We start from the raw sequence: 17,784 nt of genomic DNA on the forward strand, positions 1-17,784 counted from the left end.
CCCCATCATCGCGCAGCGCCGGCCACCACCCGCAGGGCATCCGCCACCAGCCCGGGGGCCGCCGAGTCGAGCCACCGGATCCGCGGGTCGCGCCGGAACCACGACCGCTGCCGGCGGACGAACCGTCGGGTGGACCGGATCGTCTCCTCGTACGCCTCGGTCCCGGTCAGCTCGCCGGCGAGGAACCGCAGAACCTGCTGGTAGCCGAGCGCCCGGCTGGCCGTACGCCCCTCGGGCAGGCCGCGGCCGACCAGCTCGCGGGTCTCGGCGACCAGGCCGTCGGCCCACATCCGGTCGACCCGCAGCGCGATCCGGTCGTCGAGCAGCGCGGTGTCCAGGTCGACGCCGACCTGCACCGACGGGTAGTACGGCGTGGGCTCGGGCAGCGACGCGGTGAACGACGCGCCGGTCAGCTCGATCACCTCCAGCGCCCGGACGATCCGCCGGCCGTTACCCGGCAGGATGCTCGCCGCCGCCTCCGGGTCGGCCTCGCGCAGCCGCGCGTACAGGGGCGCCGGCCCGACCTGCGCCAGCTCCGCCTCCAGCCGCTCCCGGACGGCCGGGTCGGTGCCGGGGAACTCGAACTGCTCCAGCACCGCCCGCACGTACAGACCGGAGCCACCGACCAGCAGCGGCACCCGCCCCCGGGCGAGGATGTCGTCGACGGCCACGCGGGCCAGCCGCTGGTACTCCGCGACGCTCGCCGGCTCGGTCACGTCCCAGATGTCCAGCAGGTGGTGCGGCACCCCCTCCCGTTCGGCGACGGTGAGCTTGGCGGTGCCGATGTCCATGCCCCGGTAGAGCTGCATCGAGTCGGCGTTGACCACCTCGCCGTCGAGCGCGTGGGCGAGAGCGATGCTCAACGCGGACTTGCCGGCCGCGGTGGGCCCGACCACCGCGACCACGGTGCCGACCGGCGGGCGGCTACCGCCGGCCCCGACCGGCCCGGTTGCCGCCCGCTCGGCTCCGAGCTTCCCCGCTTCGCCCGGCTCGGCGGCATCTTCCGGCCGGCCGCCGTCCGGCCCGGCTCCGGCGGGCCCGGCCGCGCCGTCCGGCTGGCCAGGATCGGCCGGGCCGGTCACGCCCGCTCCCAGGAGGCGACGAAGTAGGCCACGCCGTAGGGCGCCGCGTCGTAGGTCAGCTCGCCCCGCCAGTCGCCGCCGGCCGCGCGGACCGCGCCGGCCAGCACCTGCCAGGGCGCGCGGCCGGCGACCTTCAGCTCGGCCGACAGATCCGGGCCGAGGTCGAGGAGGGCGTCGACGTCCGCGGTGGCCAGGGCCCGGGCGACCCCCTCGTCGTACGGCTCGGCGCGCGGGTCGTCGTAGCCGGGCGACTTCTCGCCCCGGCAGGCCGACCCGTCTCCCATGACGAGCATCGCCCACGGCCGGTTCGACCCGATCCGACCGCCGATCTCGGCGCACGTCGCGACCGGTTCGTCGGGCGCGAGACTCATCATCCGCCAGGTCATGGCGTCGACTCCGGCCGGCCGCGGCACCCGGCTCAGCAGCCACGCTCCGACGAGCAGGCTGAGTGGAAGACCGTCGGTGCCCGCCCGACCGTCGGGGAGGTGACCGAGCCGCACCTCCAGCGGCACCCCCCAGGGCTCGAACGTGCCCCGGAAAGGAGAGTCGAGGTCGGCGGTGCGGTCGCCGGCACCGACCACCAGGAGGGTCCGCGCGCCGGACGCGTACAGCCGGGCGACGGCGGCGTCACAGGCCGCACGGAGGTCGTCCAGCTCGGGTGCGGCGGCACCGGCCACCTCGGGGACGAGCAGGGGCGGGTGCGGGCAGACAGCGGCGGCGACCAGGGGCACCAGGCCACCGTAGCGGGACCGCGGCGGGCCGGATCCCGGGCCCGCCGATCGGTGCGGCCCGCCGCCCCTGCGCCGTACAACGGTCCCCGGGTCCGCCGCGCCGGGCGGCCGCCTCCTCAGGTCGTCCGCCGTCGGCCGTCACCGCCGGCGGACGGCGTGGGCCGTACGGATGATTCCGACACTCGCCCTCCGACGGGGGCGCACGGCGGTAGGACACCGTATGGTCACGGTCGGCGATAGGCGCTCGACGGGAACGGGGGCGCACCTGTGACAATGCCGAGGAGAAACTTGGCTGCGCCGTGGCGGTGCTCGCGGGACTGACCCGCGAGGCCGGGAGAACGAGGATGGGCACATGAGCGACTGGACTGCCTTCGGACGGGTGGACGCGGACGGCACCGTGTACGTCAAGACCGCCGAGGGCGAGCGGGTGGTCGGTTCCTGGCAGGCGGGAGCACCGGAGGAAGGGCTGGCCCACTTCGCCCGTCGCTTCGCCGACCTGGTGACCGAGGTGGATCTGACCGAGGCTCGGCTCAACTCGGGCGCGGCGGACGCGAGTCACTCGCTCAGCACGATCCGCCGGCTGCGCGCCTCGCTGGCCGAGGCGCACGTCGTCGGTGACATCGACGGGCTGGCCGCCCGGCTGGACCGGCTCGCCACCGTCGCCGAGGAGAAGGCCGGCGAGGCCCGGGCGGCCCGGGACGCCGCCCGCACCGAGGCGCTCGCCCGCAAGACCGCACTGGTCGAGGAGGCCGAGAAGCTGGCCGCCGAGTCGACCGGCTGGAAGACCGCCGGGGACCGGCTCAAGGAGATCCTCGACGAGTGGAAGACCATCCGCGGGGTCGACAAGAAGACCGACGGCGAGCTGTGGAAGCGGTTCGCGGCGGCCCGGGACGGCTTCACCCGCCGGCGTGGCGCCCACTTCGCCTCGCTCGACGCGCAGCGCAAGCAGGCGCAGACGGTGAAGGAGGAGCTGGTCGCCGAGGCCGAGAAGCTCCAGGACTCCACCGACTGGGCGGCCACCGCGGGCCAGCTCAAGGAACTGATGAACCAGTGGCGCGCGGCGCCGCGCGCCTCGAAGGAGGCCGAGCAGCGGCTCTGGGAGAGGTTCCGGGCCGCGCAGGACGCCTTCTTCTCCCGGCGCAGCGAGGTCTTCTCGGCCCGGGACAACGAGCAGCGCGCCAACCTGGAGCGCAAGCAGGCGCTGCTGGCCGAGGCCGAGGCGCTGGACGTCGAGGGCGACCCGAAGGGCGCCCAGGCCAAGCTGCGGGAGATTCAGGCGCAGTGGCACGAGGCCGGGCGGGTGCCCCGGGAGGCGGCGGCGGGCCTGGAGCGGCGGCTGCGCGCCGTCGACGAGAAGGTCCGCGAGGTGATGGACTCGGCGTGGCGGCGCACCACCCCGCAGGACAACCCGCTGCTGGCCCAGATGCGGGCGCAGGTCGCGGAGGCCGAGGAGCGGCTTGCCCGGGCCCAGGCCGCCGGTGACGCCCGGCGGATCCGGGAGGCCGAGCAGGCGCTGGCCTCGAAGCGGCAGTTCCTCCAGCTCGCCGAGCAGGCCGGCTGACGGTCGACACCCCGGAGCCCCTGGTCCCTGTGGACCGGGGGCTCCGGCGCTTGTCGGGACCGACGGGCCACGACCCCCGTCAGTGGGCGGCGCAGCCGGTGGTCGGCGCGGGCGCCGCGGCCGGCGCGCCGATCGTGGGCAGGCCGAGCAGGACACCGGGGGTACGCGGCGTGCGCCCCGCCTCGGCGGCGTCCCCGGCCCGGGTACGCCGGTGCGCGAGCGGCTCGCCGTCGGCGTTCAGGTGGTGCGGGGCGGCGTACGTCACGACGGTGTGCACGATGTCGCCGGGGCGGATCTGCCCGGCGAGGCTTCCGGCGTCGAAGTGCACCAGCCGGCCGTCCCGGGCGCGCCCGGACATCCGCCCGGTGCGCTCGTCCTTGCGCCCCTCACCGACCGCGACCAGCACCTCGACGGTTTCCCCGACCAGCTTCCGGTTCTCCGCCCAGGTGATCTCCTCTACCGTGGCGATCAGCCGCTCGTACCGCTCCTGGACGACCTGCTTGGGCAGCTGCCCGTCCATGGTCGCGGCCGGCGTGCCGGGGCGCTTGGAGTACTGGAAGGTGAACGCCGAGGCGAACCGGGCCTCGCGTACCACGTCGAGGGTGCGCTCGAAGTCGGCGTCGGTCTCACCGGGGAAGCCGACGATGATGTCGGTGGTGATCGCCGCGTCCGGCATCGCCGCCCGGACCTTCTCGATGATGCCCAGGTACTTCTCCGACCGGTACGAGCGGCGCATCGCCCGCAGCACGTCGTCGGAGCCGGACTGCAGCGGCATGTGCAGCGAGTGGCACACGTTCGGCGTCTCGGCCATCGCGGCGATCACGTCGTCGGTGAAGTCCTTCGGGTGCGGGCTGGTGAACCGGACCCGCTCCAGCCCGTCGATGTCGCCGCAGGCCCGCAGCAGCTTGCCGAAGGCGTACCGGTCACCGAACTCCACGCCGTAGGAGTTGACGTTCTGCCCGAGCAGGGTCACCTCCAGCACGCCCTCGTCGACCAGGGCGCGGACCTCGGAGAGGATGTCGCCGGGGCGGCGGTCCTTCTCCTTGCCGCGCAGGGAGGGCACGATGCAGAACGTGCAGGTGTTGTTGCAGCCGACCGAGATCGACACCCAGCCGGCGTACGTCGACTCGCGGCGGGTGGGCAGGGTGCTCGGGAAGACGTCGAGGGACTCGAGGATCTCCACCTCGGCGGCGGCGTTGTGCCGGGCCCGCTCCAGCAGCACCGGCAGCGACCCGATGTTGTGCGTGCCGAAGACCACGTCGACCCAGGGCGCCTTGCGGACGATCTCGCCGCGGTCCTTCTGGGCGAGGCAGCCGCCGACCGCGATCTGCATCCCCGGGTGCCTGTTCTTGACGGGGCGCAGGTGACCGAGGTTGCCGTAGAGCCGGTTGTCGGCGTTCTCCCGCACGGCGCAGGTGTTGAAGACGACCACGTCGGGGGTGTCGTCGGCGTCGGCCGCGCGCACGTAGCCGGCCTGCTCGAGCAGGCCGGAAATGCGCTCGGAGTCGTGCACGTTCATCTGGCAGCCGTACGTGCGCACCTGGTAGGTGCGCGGGCTGCTCGCCGCTGCGGTAGTCATGACGTGGACAGCGTATCCGGACAGCCCGGATGGACCGGAATCGAGGAGGAACCGTGTGCCGGAGCATCAAGACCCTGCGTGAGCCGTACACCCCGGCGGTGACCGACGCGGACATCCAGGCCGCGGCGTTGCAGTACGTCCGGAAGATCTCCGGGTTCCGCGCGCCGGCCGCCCACAACGCCGCGGCGTTCGACGCCGCGGTCACCGCGGTCGCGGCGGCCACCGCGACCCTGCTAGGCCAGTTGGAGGTACGCGGCCAGCGCGCGGCCGGCGCGGGGAGCTGAGCCTCCGGCCGGCCCGCGCCGGCCGTCAGGCGGCGGCGAGCGCGGGGAGCACCGAGTCGGGTGCCCAGCGGGAGCGGTGGCAGCGGGACCAGCCGCGGCACCCCGGGTTGGCCTCGGTGCAGAGCCGCTGATTGCTGAGGACCTCGCCGTCGTCGGTCTCGCGGACGTCGAAGTGCACCGGGCGGATCGTGCCGTCGGGGGCGACGAGCAGGTGCCGGGTCTCGTCGAGCGTGTCGTCGCGCAGCACGCAGTTGCGGTCCAGCAGGCGGGCGAGGGCCGCGATGCTGGGCAGCTCGGCCAGGTCGTCGGGTACCCCGTAGCAGTCGACGATCGTGGCGAACTCCCCCGGCGCCCGCCAGATGTCGCAGACCACCGCGTACCGGGGCAGTCGCACCGGGTCGGCCACCGCCAGGGGCATCACCACCCGGCCGAGCGCCTCGGCCAGCGCCGGCCAGACCGCCTCCGGCCGCACCTGGTCGATTCTCCAGTTCCACAGCTCGGTCATGCCGCCTCCTCGCTGTGCTCGTTCCACCGGCCTCCGGATCGGGCCTTACTGACGATGGTGGGGTGCATTTGACCTCAGCCGGGGGCAAGTTACCGGTCTGTGACCATTCCGGGCAAAATTTCCTCGGGCCCCATTGCTCCGAGTAGCGGGAAGGTGACAGTTTATCGGGTATGGTGCCGCCCCGCGGCACCTGGCACCGGGTCAGCGCAGGACGACGAGATGCTCGCTCCGGGGGAGCAGTTCCCCGACCACCGGGGCGCCGGGGAGCTCGCCCGCGACGAGCAGGCCGCCCGAGGTCTGCGCGTCGGCCAGCAGCAGCCGGTCCGCCTCTCCGGCCGTGCCGAAGTCGGTCCACGGGGTGACCCAGTCGAGGTTGCGGCGGCTGCCCCCGCTGACGTGGCCGTCCCGGACCGCCTCCCGGGCACCGGCCAGGTACGGCACCCGGGCGGCGTCGATCGCGACCGTCAGCCCGCTGGCGCGGGCGAGCTTCGACGCGTGGCCGAGCAGCCCGAACCCGGTGACGTCGGTGCCGCACCGGACGCCGGCCGCCACCGCCGCACGCGCGGCGTCGCGGTTCAGCGTGGTCATCGTCGCGACCGCCTCCGGGAAGCTCTCCCCGGTGGCCTTGTGCCGGGTGTTGAGCACGCCGACACCGAGCGGCTTGGTCAACGACAGCGGCAGCCCGGCCCGGCCGGCGTCCAGCGTGATCAGCTCCTCCGGCCGGACGGTGCCGGTCACCGCGAGGCCGTACTTCGGGCCCTCGTCGTCGACGCTGTGGCCGCCCGCGAGGTGGCAGCCGGCGTCCCGGGCGACGTCCCGCCCACCCCGCAGCACCTCGCGGGCCAGCTCCAGCGGGAGCACGTCCCGCGGCCAGCAGAGCAGGTTGAGCGCGACGAGCGGGGTACCGCCCATCGCGTACACGTCGGAGAGCGCGTTGGTCGCGGCGATGCGCCCCCAGTCGTACGCGTCGTCGACGACCGGGGTGAAGAAGTCGGCGGTGCTGACCACGGCCGTACGCTCGTCGAGCCGGACCACCGCGGCGTCGTCGCCGTGGTCGAGACCGACCAGCAGGTCGGCCGCGCCCGGGACCGGGCCGAGGCCCGCCACCATCGCCTCCAGCTCACCCGGCGGGATCTTGCAGGCGCAGCCGCCGCCACGGGCGTACCGGGTCAGCCGGACCGCTTCGGTCATCCCCACATGATCTCCGTCGCGGCCGGTGACCGCCAGTCAAGCGGTCAGAATCGGACTCCCGGCGCCTCTCGGCACCGGTGTTACCGCTCCGTGACCAACGGAGTTGCAATCCGCCACATCACCCCGCCTACAGTGGCCCAACCGGGGGTCATCCGACCTCGGCCGCGTGACGACAGGGACGGTGGACGACGTGACGACGGGCGAACCGCTCATCGTGCTGGACTCGGTCAACAAGTGGTTCGGGCCGCTGCACGTGCTGGACGACGTCTCGCTGTCGGTCGGGCGTGGCGAGGTGGTCGTGGTGATCGGCCCGTCCGGCTCGGGCAAGTCCACGCTCTGCCGCACGATCAACCGGCTGGAGCCGATCAACTCCGGGACCATCACCTTCGACGGGCAGCCGCTGCCGGCCGAGGGCAAGGCCCTGGCCAAGCTGCGCAGCGAGGTCGGGATGGTCTTCCAGTCGTTCAACCTCTTCGCCCACAAGACCATCCTGGAGAACGTCACCCTGGGACCGGTCAAGGTCCGCAAGGAGAAGCCGTCGGTCGCCCGCGAGCGCGGCCTGGCCCTGCTGGACCGGGTCGGCATCGCCAACCAGGCCGACAAGTTCCCGGCCCAGCTCTCCGGCGGCCAGCAGCAGCGGGCCGCGATCGCCCGCGCGCTGGCGATGCAGCCCAAGGCGATGCTCTTCGACGAGCCGACCAGCGCGCTCGACCCGGAGATGGTCGGTGAGGTGCTGGACGTGATGACGTCCCTGGCCCGCGACGGCATGACGATGGTCGTCGTCACCCATGAGATGGGCTTCGCGCGGCACGCGGCCAACCGGGTGGTCTTCATGGCCGACGGGCAGCTCGTCGAGGACGCGCCCCCGGTTGAGTTCTTCGCCAACCCGCGCAGCGAGCGGGCCAAGGACTTCCTCTCCAAGATCCTCACGCACTAGGCGTCGTTCGTGTAGCACGCCGTCCCCCGGCGGGCTTTGAGTCCAAGAAGGAGAAGAGTATGCGTATGAAGCGCGTTGCGGCGCTCGCCGCGGCAGCGGCCCTGGCGCTCGGCATGTCCGCCTGCGGCGGCGACGCCGAGGAGGGCACCGGCGCCGGCAGCAAGTCCTTCGCCGCCGGCAGCACCATGGAGCGGCTGAACAAGGCCCAGAAGATCAAGATCGGCACCAAGTTCGACCAGCCGGGCTTCGGCCTCAAGGGCCTGTCGGGCAAGCCGGAGGGCTTCGACGTCGAGGTCGCGAAGATCATCGTCAAGGAGCTGGGCATCCCCGAGGACAAGATCGAGTGGGTCGAGACCCCCTCGAAGGTTCGCGAGGACGTGATCGTCAACGGCACCGTCGACCTGGTCGCCGCGACCTACACGATCAACGACAAGCGCAAGGAGCGCATCGCCTTCGCCGGGCCGTACTACGAGGCCGGCCAGAACATCCTGGTCAAGAAGGACGACAGCTCGATCACCGGGCCGGACTCGTTCAAGGACGGCACCAAGAAGGTCTGCTCGGTGACCGGCTCGACCCCGGCCGAGACGATCAAGCAGTACGTCAAGGACGTCGCCACCCAGCTCGTCCTGTTCGACACGTACGACAAGTGCCGTGACGCCCTCAAGGGCGGCCAGGTCGACGCCGTGACCACGGACAACGTGATCCTGCTCGGCTACATCGCCAAGGACGAGGCCTCCTTCAAGCTGGCCGGCGACAACTTCACCAAGGAGCCGTACGGCATCGGGGTGAAGAAGGAGGACGCCGACTTCCGCAACTTCATCAACGACACGCTGGAGAAGGCGTTCGCCGACGGCAGCTGGAAGAAGGCCTGGGACGACACCGCCGGCAAGTTCGGTGCCGAGCTGGGCTCCGCTCCGACCGTCAACCGCTACTGATCTGACCGTCTGATCTGGAGGGTGGGGAGGAAGACCGACCCGTGAGTGTGCTCATCGACAAGTTCGACGTCTTCGCGGGTGGTTTCTGGCTCACCCTCCAGATCTGCGTCCTCGCCGCGATCGGCGCCCTGATCCTGGGCGCCGTCGTGGCGGTCCTGCGGATCTCCCCGGTGCCGCCGTTGCGGGCCGTCGGCACCGCGTACGTCAACACCTTCCGCAACATGCCGCTGACCGTGGTGATGTTCTTCGCCGCGTTCGGTCTTCCCGCGCTCGGCTCCAACGCGGACTTCCTCCGCGTCCCCGGGCTCGACATCGTGTTCAGCCGGCTCGACACCGACCTGCCGTACTTCCGCTTCGGGCTCATCGCCCTGGTCCTCTACACCGCGGCGTTCGTCTGCGAGGCGCTGCGCTCCGGTGTGAACGCGGTGCCCGCCGGCCAGGCGGAGGCGGCCCGGTCGCTCGGCCTGACCTTCAGCCAGAACCTGCGGTACGTGGTGCTGCCGCAGTCCTGGAAGGCGTCGATCGTGCCGCTCGGGTCGGTGATCATCGCGATGATCAAGAACTCGGCGCTCATCGGCTTCTTCGGTGTCGTCGGCGACCTGTCCCAGACCGCGGACCAGCTGACCTCGGCCGAGGGCTACCCCTTCATCCCGGTCGCCATCGGCATCTCGATCGGATACCTGATCATGACCGTGCCCCTCGGGGCGCTCCTCGACCGGATCGAGCGGCGGCAGGCGGTGGCCCGATGAGCCAGCAGACCGTCCTCTACGACGTCCCCGGGCCGCGGCAGCGCCGGATCACCCTGATCAGCAGCATCGTCGCCACGATCCTGCTGCTGGTCGGCGCGTACTTCCTGATCTACCAGCCGCTGGACGACAAGGGCCAGTTCTCGATGGAGCTGTGGGGGCCGCTGATCGGCCCCTCCAACGAGAACTTCTCGCTGGTCTGGGAGCGGATCGGCGTCGGCTTCAAGAACACGCTGGTCGCCGCGGCGCTCGCCATCGTCACCTCGCTGGTGGTCGGCACGCTGCTGGCGGTGCTCCGGATCCAGCTCAAGAGCCTCGCCCGGCGCCGGTACACCGGGCTCGCCACGCCGCTGTCGTACCTGCTGCGCGGGCTGAACGTGACGCTCTCGGTCGTGACCCGCGTGTGTGTCGAGGTCTTCCGGGGCCTGCCCGTCGTCATCACGATCTTCTTCGTGGCCCGGGGCTTCCCCGAGTTCGGCGTCACCTTCGACACGCTGTGGTACCTGGTCATCGGCCTCACCATCTACAACTCGGTGGTGATCGCCGAGATCCTCCGCTCCGGCATGGAGGGCCTCCCCGGTGGCCAGGCGGAGGCGGCATCCGCGATCGGTCTCTCCCCGCTGCAGACCACCCGGATGATCCTGCTGCCCCAGGCGTTCCGGATCATGCTGCCGGCGCTGATCAGCCAGCTGGTGGTCGTCCTCAAGGACACCTCGCTCGGTTTCATCATCAGCTACGAGGAGACCCTGAACATCGGCAAGCAGATCATCGGCGCGCTGGACAACCCGATCCAGGTGTACGTGGTGATCGCCGTGCTGTTCATCGTCGTGAACTACTCGCTGTCCAAGCTCGCCCAGTACGTGCAGCACCGGCTCTCCCGGGGCCGGAAGACCGCCGGCATGCCCGCGCAGAAGCCGCCCGCCACCGCCCTCATCGCGCAGGCCGAGGGGGGCACCGGCGGCGCCTGAGCCACCGACGGAACGGGGCGGTCCGGATCTCCGGACCGCCCCTTCGTCGTACCGGCTCTAACGGGCGATCTCGGTGACCCGGGACTCGCGGACCACGGTGACCCGGATCTGACCGGGGTAGGTCAGCTCCTCCTCGATCTGCTTGGCCACGTCCCGGGCCAGCACGGCGGCGCCGATGTCGTCCACGTCCTCCGGCTTCACCATCACCCGGATCTCGCGGCCGGCCTGCATCGCGAAGACCTTCTCCACGCCGAGCTTGCCGGCCGCGATCTCCTCGATCCGCTCCAGCCGCTTCACGTACGCCTCCAGGCTCTCCCGCCGCGCGCCCGGCCGCCCGCCCGAGCACGCGTCGGACGCCTGCGTGAGCACCGCCTCGATGGTCTGCGGCGGCACCTCGTTGTGGTGCGCCTCGATGGCGTGGACGACGTCCTCAATCTCCCCGTACTTGCGGGCCAGGTCGGCGCCGATGATGGCGTGGCTGCCCTCCACCTCGTGGGTGAGCGCCTTGCCGATGTCGTGCAGGAACGCGCAGCGCTTGATCGTCGGCACGTCCAGCCGCAGCTCCGCCGCCATGATGCCGGCGATGTGGGCGGTCTCGACGAGGTGCTTGAGGACGTTCTGCCCGTACGACGTGCGGTAGCGCAGCCGGCCGAGCAGGGTGACCAGCTCCGGGTGGATCTCGGTGATGCCGACCTCGACCAGGGCGTCCTCGGCGGCCCGCTGGCAGAGCTGGTCCACCTCGTGCCGGGCCAGGTCGTAGACCTCCTCGATCCGGTGCGGGTGGATCCGGCCGTCCAGGACCAGCTTCTCCAGCGTGAGCCGGCCGACCTCGCGGCGTACCGGGTCGAAGCAGGAGAGCAGCACCGCCTCCGGGGTGTCGTCGATGATGAGGTTGACGCCGGTCACCGACTCGAAGGCGCGGATGTTCCGCCCCTCGCGGCCGATGATCCGGCCCTTCATCTCGTCGCCGGGCAGGTGCAGCACACTGACCACGCTCTCCGCGGTCTGCTCGCTGGCGACCCGCTGGATGGCGTCGACGACGATGTGGCGGGCGCGGTCCTCGGCGGTGCTGCGCGCGTCGGACTCGATGTCCCGGACCAGCAGCGCGGCCTCCCGCTTGGCCTGCACCTCGATCGCCTCGATCAGCTCCGCCCGCGCCGCGTCCGCGGTCAGCCCGGCGATCCGCTCCAGCTCCCGGCGACGCTGCTCCTCCGCTAGCGCCAACTCCGCCTCCCGCCGGGCGAGGGCGGACTCGCGGGCCGCGAGGGCGGCGCTGGCGGCGCTGAGCTGCCGCTCCCGCTCGGCGAGCCGCTCCACCTCCTCGGTGTGCAGCCGCTCCCGCTCGTCCATCCGGGCCGCCCGGCGCTCCACCTCGGCGGCCTGCTCCCTGGTCGTCGCGGCGAGGACGGCGACCTCCCGCTCACCGCTGCGCCGGGCGGAGGCCCGCAACTGCTCGGCATCGGCCTCGGCCTGCTTGTGCGCCCGTTCCAGGACGGTGTCCGCCTCGGCGCGGGCGTCGTCGAGCACGCGGCGCGCCTCCGCCCGGGCGGCCTTCGCCTCCGCCTTGGCGGCTGCCGCCTCGGCCCGCGCCGCCGCGGCGGCCGACTTCGCGACGTCGATCGTGCTGTTCGCCTCGTCCGCCGCCGAACGCAGGGCGGCGAGGGACTGCTCCTGGCGGTCCTTCTCGGCGATGAAGGCCGGGTCCTCCGGGGCCGGCGCCGTCCCGAGCCGCCGCACCACGCGGACACCGAGCAGCACCGCCCCGAGCACGACCAGTGTCAGCAGCAAGACGGCGACGAGAAGGACGACGTCAAAAGCGCTCATGCCACGCCCCCGGCGGCCCGCGCCGCGAGCCGCGTCCGTGGCGATCTTGGAAGCTTTCGGCCCCTCCGGGGGCCATTTTCTTCCAAGATCTCCCGCGCTCGGACGTCGGCGGCTGGGGAAGGCCGTGCGCCGGGCGCGCCGGCCCGCCCGCTCATGTCGGCCTCCCTGGTGACACCTGCCGCCTCGCCATGGCGCGCCTCCCCCTGAACGTCGCGCCGCAGGCACGTGCCGGTGGGCACGCTCCTGCGGCTCTGGACGCCCGACCGGAGCGGCTGGCCGTGGGGTAGCTCCCCGCCGGCGGTGCCCGGGTGGCATCGTCGGCGGCCAAGTGCAGTTGTCACGTCGGCTCCGGACCGGCCTGTCCGGAGCTGACACCAGGACCGACCGGGTCGGCCAAAGTGATGCTGTTCTGTTACGCGATCTATGTTGTGCGCTTAGCCTGCGCTGGTCGGGCAATGTGAGCCTGTATGGCGAGGCTAGGTCTCCGGAGGCGGTCTGGTCAAGAACTCATGATCAAACCCCCCGAACGGAGAGAATCCGCGAGGCGACTCTCCGCTGATCGAAGGCCGGACAGCAGGGGACAAAGAAGGACAGTGGCAGGTCGGCCTACCCGCCCGGACGCTTCCGGCCGGTCGTCCACCCGGACGGACGACTCCGGCGCCGTTGTCGACGGCCCGGGCTCGAACGGATCACCGTCGACGGAGCGAAAGCGGTGCGGCTCGACTACGCCGCGCTCGCCCCGGGACGTCCTCGCGAGCGCTCCGCACGGCGATCAGTCGAGCGGGCGGCTCTCCCGGTCCAGGTCGCTCTCGGCGTCGGCCAGGGCGTCCTCGTCGATCTGGTCGGCGAACTCGGCCGCCTCGGCGCTCTGCGCCGCCAGGGCATCCTTCACCGCCCGGATCGCCACCCCCGGCGGGTAGCCCTTGCGGGCCAGCATGCCGACCAGCCGCCGGAACACCGCGTCCGGCTCACCACGGGTGGTGCGGAGCTTCCGCTCCGCCAGGGCGCGGGCGGTCTCGGCCTCGGTGTCGTCGTCCAACTCGCCGAGCGCCGCCTTGGCGACGTCCCCCTCGACGCCGCGCTGGCGCAGCTCGGTGGCGAGCGCCCGGCGGGCGAGGCCCCGGCCGGCGTGGCGGCTGGAGACCCAAGCACGGGCGAAGGCGGCGTCGTCGATGATGCCGACCTCGTCGTACCGGTCGAGGACCGCCGAGGCGACCTCGTCGGAGATGCCCCGCTTCGCCAGCGCGCCGGCCAGCTCGGCCCGGGTGCGCGGTCGCACGGCGAGCTGGCGCAGGCAGATCTCCCGAGCCACCTCGGCCTCGTCACGAGGCGGGGCGGCCTCGGCGTCGGTCCCGGTGGCTCGGGCCCGACGACCGCGGCGGGGTGCGGGGGCGTCACCCGTGCGGGGCGGGCTGGCGTCCCAGCCTCGCCCCGTACGGGCGCGTCGTGATGCCACGGGTCAGGATCAGAAGTCGACCGGCGGCAGCTCCGGGCCACCGGTGGCGTCGCCCGCGCCGATCCCGACGCCGAGCTTCTCCAGGATCTTCTTCTCGATCTCGGCGGCCACGTCTGGGTTCTCCCGGAGGAACTCGCGGGCCTTCTCCTTGCCCTGGCCGAGCTGGTCGCCGTCGTACGTGTACCACGCGCCGGACTTGCGGATGATCGCCTGCTCGACGCCGACGTCGATCAGCGAGCCCTCGCGGGAGATGCCCTTGCCGTACATGATGTCGAACTCGGCCTGCTTGAACGGCGCGGCGACCTTGTTCTTCACGACCTTGACCCGGGTGCGGTTACCGACCACGTCGGTGCCGTCCTTGAGACTCTCGATGCGACGCACGTCGAGCCGGACCGAGGCGTAGAACTTCAGCGCCCGACCACCGGTCGTGGTCTCGGGGCTGTTGTGCACCATGACGCCGTCGACGAAGTAGTTGTGGTTGCCCTCCACCTCGATGTCGAACCGGTTCATCGACCGGGTCTTGGGCTTGACGCGCACGTCGATGATCCGTGCCGGCACCGGGGTGAGCTCCGCCGGGACGAACTGCGGCTCGACGGCGCACTGCCCACGGAACCGCGGCAGCAGCTTGGACTCCATCGCCGCCGGCACGTACGGCGCGACCAGCTCCTGGAACCGCGCCGACGACTCGGTGGTGAACATGATGGACGCGGTCTGCCGGGCACCCCGGGCAACCAGCTTCACGTCCATGCCGTACGCGTCGCGCAGGTGCTCCACCAGGCGGTCCCGGGTGCCCTCCGCCATCGCCTCGACGCAGATCTCGATCCGGCCAGACCCACCGACCGTGCGCTCCTGGACGCCCTTCGAGCGCAGCGTGAAGCATCCGTCGTCCATGTACCAGACGGCGAGAGCCAGCGGGGTGAGCGCCTTGAGATAGTCCCAGCTGAGGTGCTTCTTGCCATCGCCCAGGTAGACCGCGCGGCGCAGCTCGTCCAGCTCGGGCAGCGGCGTGAAGTCGACGAACGCGGCGCCACGGGCGTCGGTGCGCCGGGAGTGGTTGATGTTGCCGAGCAGGGACACCTTCCAGTCGAGGTAGTCGACCTGCTGAGCGCCGTGGCCGAGACGGAACCGGACACCGGAGCGGTCCTGGCGGTTGGGAGAAAGGGCCCCGTCGCCCATCAGCGAGCCGAGGATCACCTGCCACTGCTGCTCGCTGAGCCGCCGGGGCTCGGCCAGCATGACCCGGTCACCGGCGATCAGCTCTCCCGCCTCCCGCCAGCCGCCCGGCGTACGCACCAGGTGGTTGGGCGTGGCGGCGAACTGGGCGCGGCCGTTGCCGCCCGACTTGGCGACGGTGAACTGGAGGAACTGCTCCGCCGGCCCGTTGTTGAACCAGTTGGTGATCCGCTTGGGCTCCACCCGGTCGGTCTCCGGGTTGTAGGACAGAACCTCGACGTCCATCCGCTGGTTGACGATCTTGCCGATCTTCTCCTGCGTACCGTCGGCGAGTGTGACCCGGGTCGAGTACGACATGCAGCCGAACATCACGCCGATCTTCTCGCGGAGCTGGTTGATGAAGATCGCCGTCGTGCCGGTGTTGTTGAGGACACCGGTCATCTTGCGCAGCGCCTGGCTCATCAGCCGGGCCTGGAGACCCACGTGGCTGTCGCCCATCTCGCCCTCGATCTCGGCGCGCGGCACCAGCGCGGCGACCGAGTCGATGACGATGATGTCGAGCGCGCCGGAGCGGACCAGCATGTCGGCGATCTCCAGCGCCTGCTCGCCGGTGTCCGGCTGGGAGACCAGCAGGGCGTCGGTGTCGACGCCGAGGGCCTTCGCGTACTCCGGGTCGAGCGCGTGCTCCGCGTCGACGAAGGCGGCGATGCCGCCGGCCCGCTGGGCGTTCGCCACCGCGTGCAGTGCCACCGTGGTCTTACCGCTGGACTCCGGGCCGTAGATCTCGACGACCCGGCCGCGGGGCAGGCCGCCCACGCCGAGCGCCACGTCGAGCGCGATGGAGCCGGTCGGGACCACCGCGGTCTGGATGACCGGGCGCTCGCCGAGCCGCATCACCGAGCCCTTGCCGAACTGCTTGTCGATCTGAGCGAGAGCAAGGTCGAGTGCCTTCTCCCGGTCTGGCGCTGCCGCCATCGTTGCCACCCCTGCCTTCGCCGGCGTCTTTGCTGAGCTTCGCGTCACGCGGACACGCTAGGCGCTGGGTCCGACAGAAAACCAGCGACGAGGCCGCGAGCTGTGGACGAGCACCCCGCTGTGGACAATAGCCGAACAGGTGTACGACTCGGCAAGCGACACGCGGAAGCGGAGAAAAGGCTGCTCAGCGTAGTCGGGCAGGCACCCGGTCGGGGTACGCGGCGACGACCGCCCGCCACACCACGTGCGTCTCCTCACCCGCGGCGAGGGCCTGCTCGATCGTCCGCCCACCGAGCTGGGACAGCACCTGGTCGCTGGCGATGCTGGTCGCGTACGCCGGCCCGAACGCCTCCTCCAGTCGCGTCCAGAAGTCGGTCAGCCGCACGTGTCAGTCCTCCTTGTCGGGTGCCCCCTCGGACACCGGACGCAACGCTAGCGCCACCAGAGGCACCACCGCGATCGCCGCCAGCAGGGTGAGCACCGGATAACCGGCCGCCCGCATGACAAACCCGCTGGCCGCGGCCGCCCCGGCGCCGGACAGCCCCATGGTCAGGTCGGAGAACCCCTGCACGCTCGGGCGGACCGCCGCCGGCACCGACTCCGACAGCAGCGTGGAGCCGGCGACCATGGTGCCGGACCAACCGAGTCCGAGCAGGACGAGACCGATCGAGAGCCGGGGCGTGTGGTGCCCGGCGGTGCCGGCGACCGCGCACGCGGCGAGCAGCAGCCCGACGCCGCCGAGGATGACCGCGCGCCGCCCGAGCCGGTCGGTGAGCCAGCCGACCAGCGGGGACAGCGCGTACATGCCGGCGATGTGCAGGCTCAGCACGATGCCGACCACCCGCAGGACGTCGGCGTCACCGTGCGACTCGCCGAGCCGCACCGGCGTCATCGACATCACCGCCACCATCACCACGTGACCGACCGCCACCGCCGCGATGCCGAGCCGGGCCGCCGGGCGGTGGCGTACCACCTGCCAGGCCGCGCGCATCCCGGCACCGCGCCGGGCGGCCGGGGCCTCGGCCCCGACGGTGGCCGCGGCCGGCGGAGCGACCGGCGCGTCGGCCACGACGGTGGCCGCGGCCAGAGCCCCGGCCTCGACGGTGGCCGGCGGAGCGACCTGCGCCTCGGCCGCCGCCAGCCGGCGTGCGGTGAGCAGCGGGTCGGGCCGCAACAGCGCGAGAAGTACGCCGGCGGCGAGCACGAACGCCGCGGCGCTGAAGGCGAACGGACCGGCCAGCGGCGGCAATCCCCACCCGCTGGTGACCTCGTCGGCGAGCGCGGCGAAGTTCGGTGCGGCCACGGCGCCGATGGTGGTGGCCCAGACGATGACGGAGAGCTGGCGGCCGCGGCGAGCCGGGTCGGCCAGGTCCACGGCGGTGTAGCGGGCCTGGAGGTTCGCGGCGGTGCCCCCGCCGAAGAACAGCATGCCGAGGAAGAGCAGCGGCACGGACCGGGTGACCGTGGCGACCACGACCAGCACCGCGCCGACCGCGCCGACCAGGTAGGCGACGGCCAGTCCGGGCCGGCGCCCGTGCCCGTTCATGATCCGGGTGACCGGAACGGCCAGCAGCGCACCACCCACCACGGCGGCGCTCTGCGCCAGGCCGGCGACCGCGGTGCCGGCGACCCGGGCGGCGAGCAACGCACCGACCGCGATGCCGATGGTCACGCCGATGCCGCCGATGATCTGGGTGCCGAAGAGCAGGCGCAGGGTCCGCCGCTGGATCGGCGCGACGTCGGGCCGGGCCGGCGCCGGCGTGGTCAGGTCGGTGGCCATCGGCGGCTCCCGGAGACGTAAGGGGTGGACGGCGTACCCATCCTTGCGCATCCACCC

16 protein-coding genes and 2 pseudogenes are annotated in these 17,784 nt (G+C 72.2%); 6 read left to right on the forward strand and 12 right to left on the reverse strand.

The genetic code is table 11. The features are described 5' to 3' along the window. Positions 1 to 5: 5 nt before the first annotated feature. Entirely contained in the window at positions 6 to 1,094 is a 1,089-nt protein-coding gene (miaA, locus tag ACTMS0_RS13095; protein WP_441155582.1) for a tRNA (adenosine(37)-N6)-dimethylallyltransferase MiaA, read from the reverse strand. Continuing rightward, on the reverse strand, positions 1,079 to 1,813 hold the full coding sequence (locus ACTMS0_RS13100) for a class III extradiol dioxygenase subunit B-like domain-containing protein (protein WP_441155414.1): 735 nt from the start codon (positions 1,811 to 1,813) through the stop codon (positions 1,079 to 1,081). The genes miaA and ACTMS0_RS13100 overlap by 16 nt, the downstream gene beginning before the upstream one ends. 352 nt (positions 1,814 to 2,165) lie before the next feature. Here ACTMS0_RS13100 and ACTMS0_RS13105 point away from each other — a divergent pair, with 352 nt between their 5' ends. Next, a complete protein-coding gene (locus ACTMS0_RS13105; RefSeq protein ID WP_441155415.1) occupies positions 2,166 to 3,374 on the forward strand; it encodes a DUF349 domain-containing protein in 1,209 nt (402 codons plus the stop codon). Positions 3,375 to 3,453: 79 nt separating this feature from the next. Here ACTMS0_RS13105 and miaB read toward each other — a convergent pair whose 3' ends face one another. Beyond that, complete coding sequence (gene miaB, locus ACTMS0_RS13110) at positions 3,454 to 4,953, reverse strand: tRNA (N6-isopentenyl adenosine(37)-C2)-methylthiotransferase MiaB (RefSeq protein WP_441155416.1); 1,500 nt, start codon at positions 4,951 to 4,953, stop codon at positions 3,454 to 3,456. 53 nt (positions 4,954 to 5,006) lie between these two features. Here miaB and ACTMS0_RS13115 point away from each other — a divergent pair, with 53 nt between their 5' ends. Further along, positions 5,007 to 5,237 (forward strand): DUF2277 family protein, encoded by a 231-nt coding sequence (locus ACTMS0_RS13115; RefSeq protein WP_441155417.1) that lies wholly within the window; start codon positions 5,007 to 5,009, stop codon positions 5,235 to 5,237. 25 nt (positions 5,238 to 5,262) lie between these two features. Here the strand turns inward: ACTMS0_RS13115 and ACTMS0_RS13120 are convergent, their stop codons facing one another. Beyond that, entirely contained in the window at positions 5,263 to 5,742 is a 480-nt protein-coding gene (locus tag ACTMS0_RS13120; RefSeq protein WP_441155418.1) for a hypothetical protein, read from the reverse strand. 201 nt (positions 5,743 to 5,943) lie between these two features. Next, positions 5,944 to 6,933 (reverse strand): selenide, water dikinase SelD, encoded by a 990-nt coding sequence (selD, locus tag ACTMS0_RS13125; RefSeq protein ID WP_441155419.1) that lies wholly within the window; start codon positions 6,931 to 6,933, stop codon positions 5,944 to 5,946. A gap of 181 nt (positions 6,934 to 7,114) precedes the next feature. Between selD and ACTMS0_RS13130 the strand changes: the two genes are divergently transcribed. Genes ACTMS0_RS13130 through ACTMS0_RS13145 form a run of 4 tightly spaced genes read left to right on the forward strand, consistent with a single transcriptional unit; the run spans position 7,115 to position 10,519 of the window. After that, positions 7,115 to 7,870: an amino acid ABC transporter ATP-binding protein gene (locus ACTMS0_RS13130; protein ID WP_441155583.1), complete on the forward strand. Its 756-nt coding sequence runs from the start codon at positions 7,115 to 7,117 to the stop codon at positions 7,868 to 7,870. 59 nt (positions 7,871 to 7,929) lie between these two features. After that, complete coding sequence (locus ACTMS0_RS13135) at positions 7,930 to 8,805, forward strand: glutamate ABC transporter substrate-binding protein (RefSeq protein ID WP_441155420.1); 876 nt, start codon at positions 7,930 to 7,932, stop codon at positions 8,803 to 8,805. Positions 8,806 to 8,846: 41 nt separating this feature from the next. After that, entirely contained in the window at positions 8,847 to 9,554 is a 708-nt protein-coding gene (locus ACTMS0_RS13140; RefSeq protein ID WP_441155421.1) for an amino acid ABC transporter permease, read from the forward strand. After that, positions 9,551 to 10,519 (forward strand): amino acid ABC transporter permease, encoded by a 969-nt coding sequence (locus tag ACTMS0_RS13145; protein ID WP_441155422.1) that lies wholly within the window; start codon positions 9,551 to 9,553, stop codon positions 10,517 to 10,519. The genes ACTMS0_RS13140 and ACTMS0_RS13145 overlap by 4 nt, the downstream gene beginning before the upstream one ends. 57 nt (positions 10,520 to 10,576) lie before the next feature. Here ACTMS0_RS13145 and rny read toward each other — a convergent pair whose 3' ends face one another. From rny to ACTMS0_RS13180, 7 genes and pseudogenes are all read right to left on the reverse strand, one after another. Then, a complete protein-coding gene (gene rny, locus ACTMS0_RS13150) occupies positions 10,577 to 12,343 on the reverse strand; it encodes a ribonuclease Y (RefSeq protein ID WP_441155423.1) in 1,767 nt (588 codons plus the stop codon). Between the two features lie 772 nt (positions 12,344 to 13,115). Beyond that, positions 13,116 to 13,799, reverse strand: coding sequence for a regulatory protein RecX (locus ACTMS0_RS13155; RefSeq protein ID WP_441155424.1), 684 nt, complete (start codon positions 13,797 to 13,799; stop codon positions 13,116 to 13,118). Between the two features lie 9 nt (positions 13,800 to 13,808). Then, complete coding sequence (locus ACTMS0_RS13160) at positions 13,809 to 14,309, reverse strand: hypothetical protein (RefSeq protein WP_441155584.1); 501 nt, start codon at positions 14,307 to 14,309, stop codon at positions 13,809 to 13,811. Between the two features lie 171 nt (positions 14,310 to 14,480). After that, a pseudogene (locus tag ACTMS0_RS13165) lies at positions 14,481 to 15,035 on the reverse strand (LAGLIDADG endonuclease); the annotation flags it as partial. A gap of 60 nt (positions 15,036 to 15,095) precedes the next feature. Next, positions 15,096 to 15,947, reverse strand: a pseudogene (gene recA / locus ACTMS0_RS13170) (recombinase RecA); the annotation flags it as partial. A gap of 184 nt (positions 15,948 to 16,131) precedes the next feature. Continuing rightward, positions 16,132 to 16,332, reverse strand: coding sequence for a DUF3046 domain-containing protein (locus ACTMS0_RS13175; protein WP_441155425.1), 201 nt, complete (start codon positions 16,330 to 16,332; stop codon positions 16,132 to 16,134). 3 nt (positions 16,333 to 16,335) lie between these two features. After that, positions 16,336 to 17,727 carry an MFS transporter gene (locus ACTMS0_RS13180; RefSeq protein ID WP_441155426.1) on the reverse strand — a complete coding sequence of 464 codons (1,392 nt, stop codon included), beginning with the start codon at positions 17,725 to 17,727 and terminating at the stop codon, positions 16,336 to 16,338. Positions 17,728 to 17,784: the final 57 nt, after the last annotated feature.

It is taken from the genome of Micromonospora sp. H33, from assembly GCF_052068455.1.
Taxonomy (GTDB): Bacteria; Actinomycetota; Actinomycetes; order Mycobacteriales; family Micromonosporaceae; genus Micromonospora.

Bases quoted from the DNA above. Each gene is read 5' to 3' on its own strand.
- ACTMS0_RS13105 (WP_441155415.1), top strand. From the start codon at position 2,166: ATGAGCGACTGGACTGCCTTCGGACGGGTGGACGCGGACGGCACCGTG.
- miaB (WP_441155416.1), bottom strand. From the start codon at position 4,953: ATGACTACCGCAGCGGCGAGCAGCCCGCGCACCTACCAGGTGCGCACG.
- ACTMS0_RS13120 (WP_441155418.1), bottom strand. From the start codon at position 5,742: ATGACCGAGCTGTGGAACTGGAGAATCGACCAGGTGCGGCCGGAGGCG.
- selD (WP_441155419.1), bottom strand. From the start codon at position 6,933: ATGACCGAAGCGGTCCGGCTGACCCGGTACGCCCGTGGCGGCGGCTGC.
- ACTMS0_RS13135 (WP_441155420.1), top strand. From the start codon at position 7,930: ATGCGTATGAAGCGCGTTGCGGCGCTCGCCGCGGCAGCGGCCCTGGCG.
- ACTMS0_RS13145 (WP_441155422.1), top strand. From the start codon at position 9,551: ATGAGCCAGCAGACCGTCCTCTACGACGTCCCCGGGCCGCGGCAGCGC.
- rny (WP_441155423.1), bottom strand. From the start codon at position 12,343: ATGAGCGCTTTTGACGTCGTCCTTCTCGTCGCCGTCTTGCTGCTGACA.
- ACTMS0_RS13160 (WP_441155584.1), bottom strand. From the start codon at position 14,309: ATGAACCGGTTCGACATCGAGGTGGAGGGCAACCACAACTACTTCGTC.
- ACTMS0_RS13180 (WP_441155426.1), bottom strand. From the start codon at position 17,727: ATGGCCACCGACCTGACCACGCCGGCGCCGGCCCGGCCCGACGTCGCG.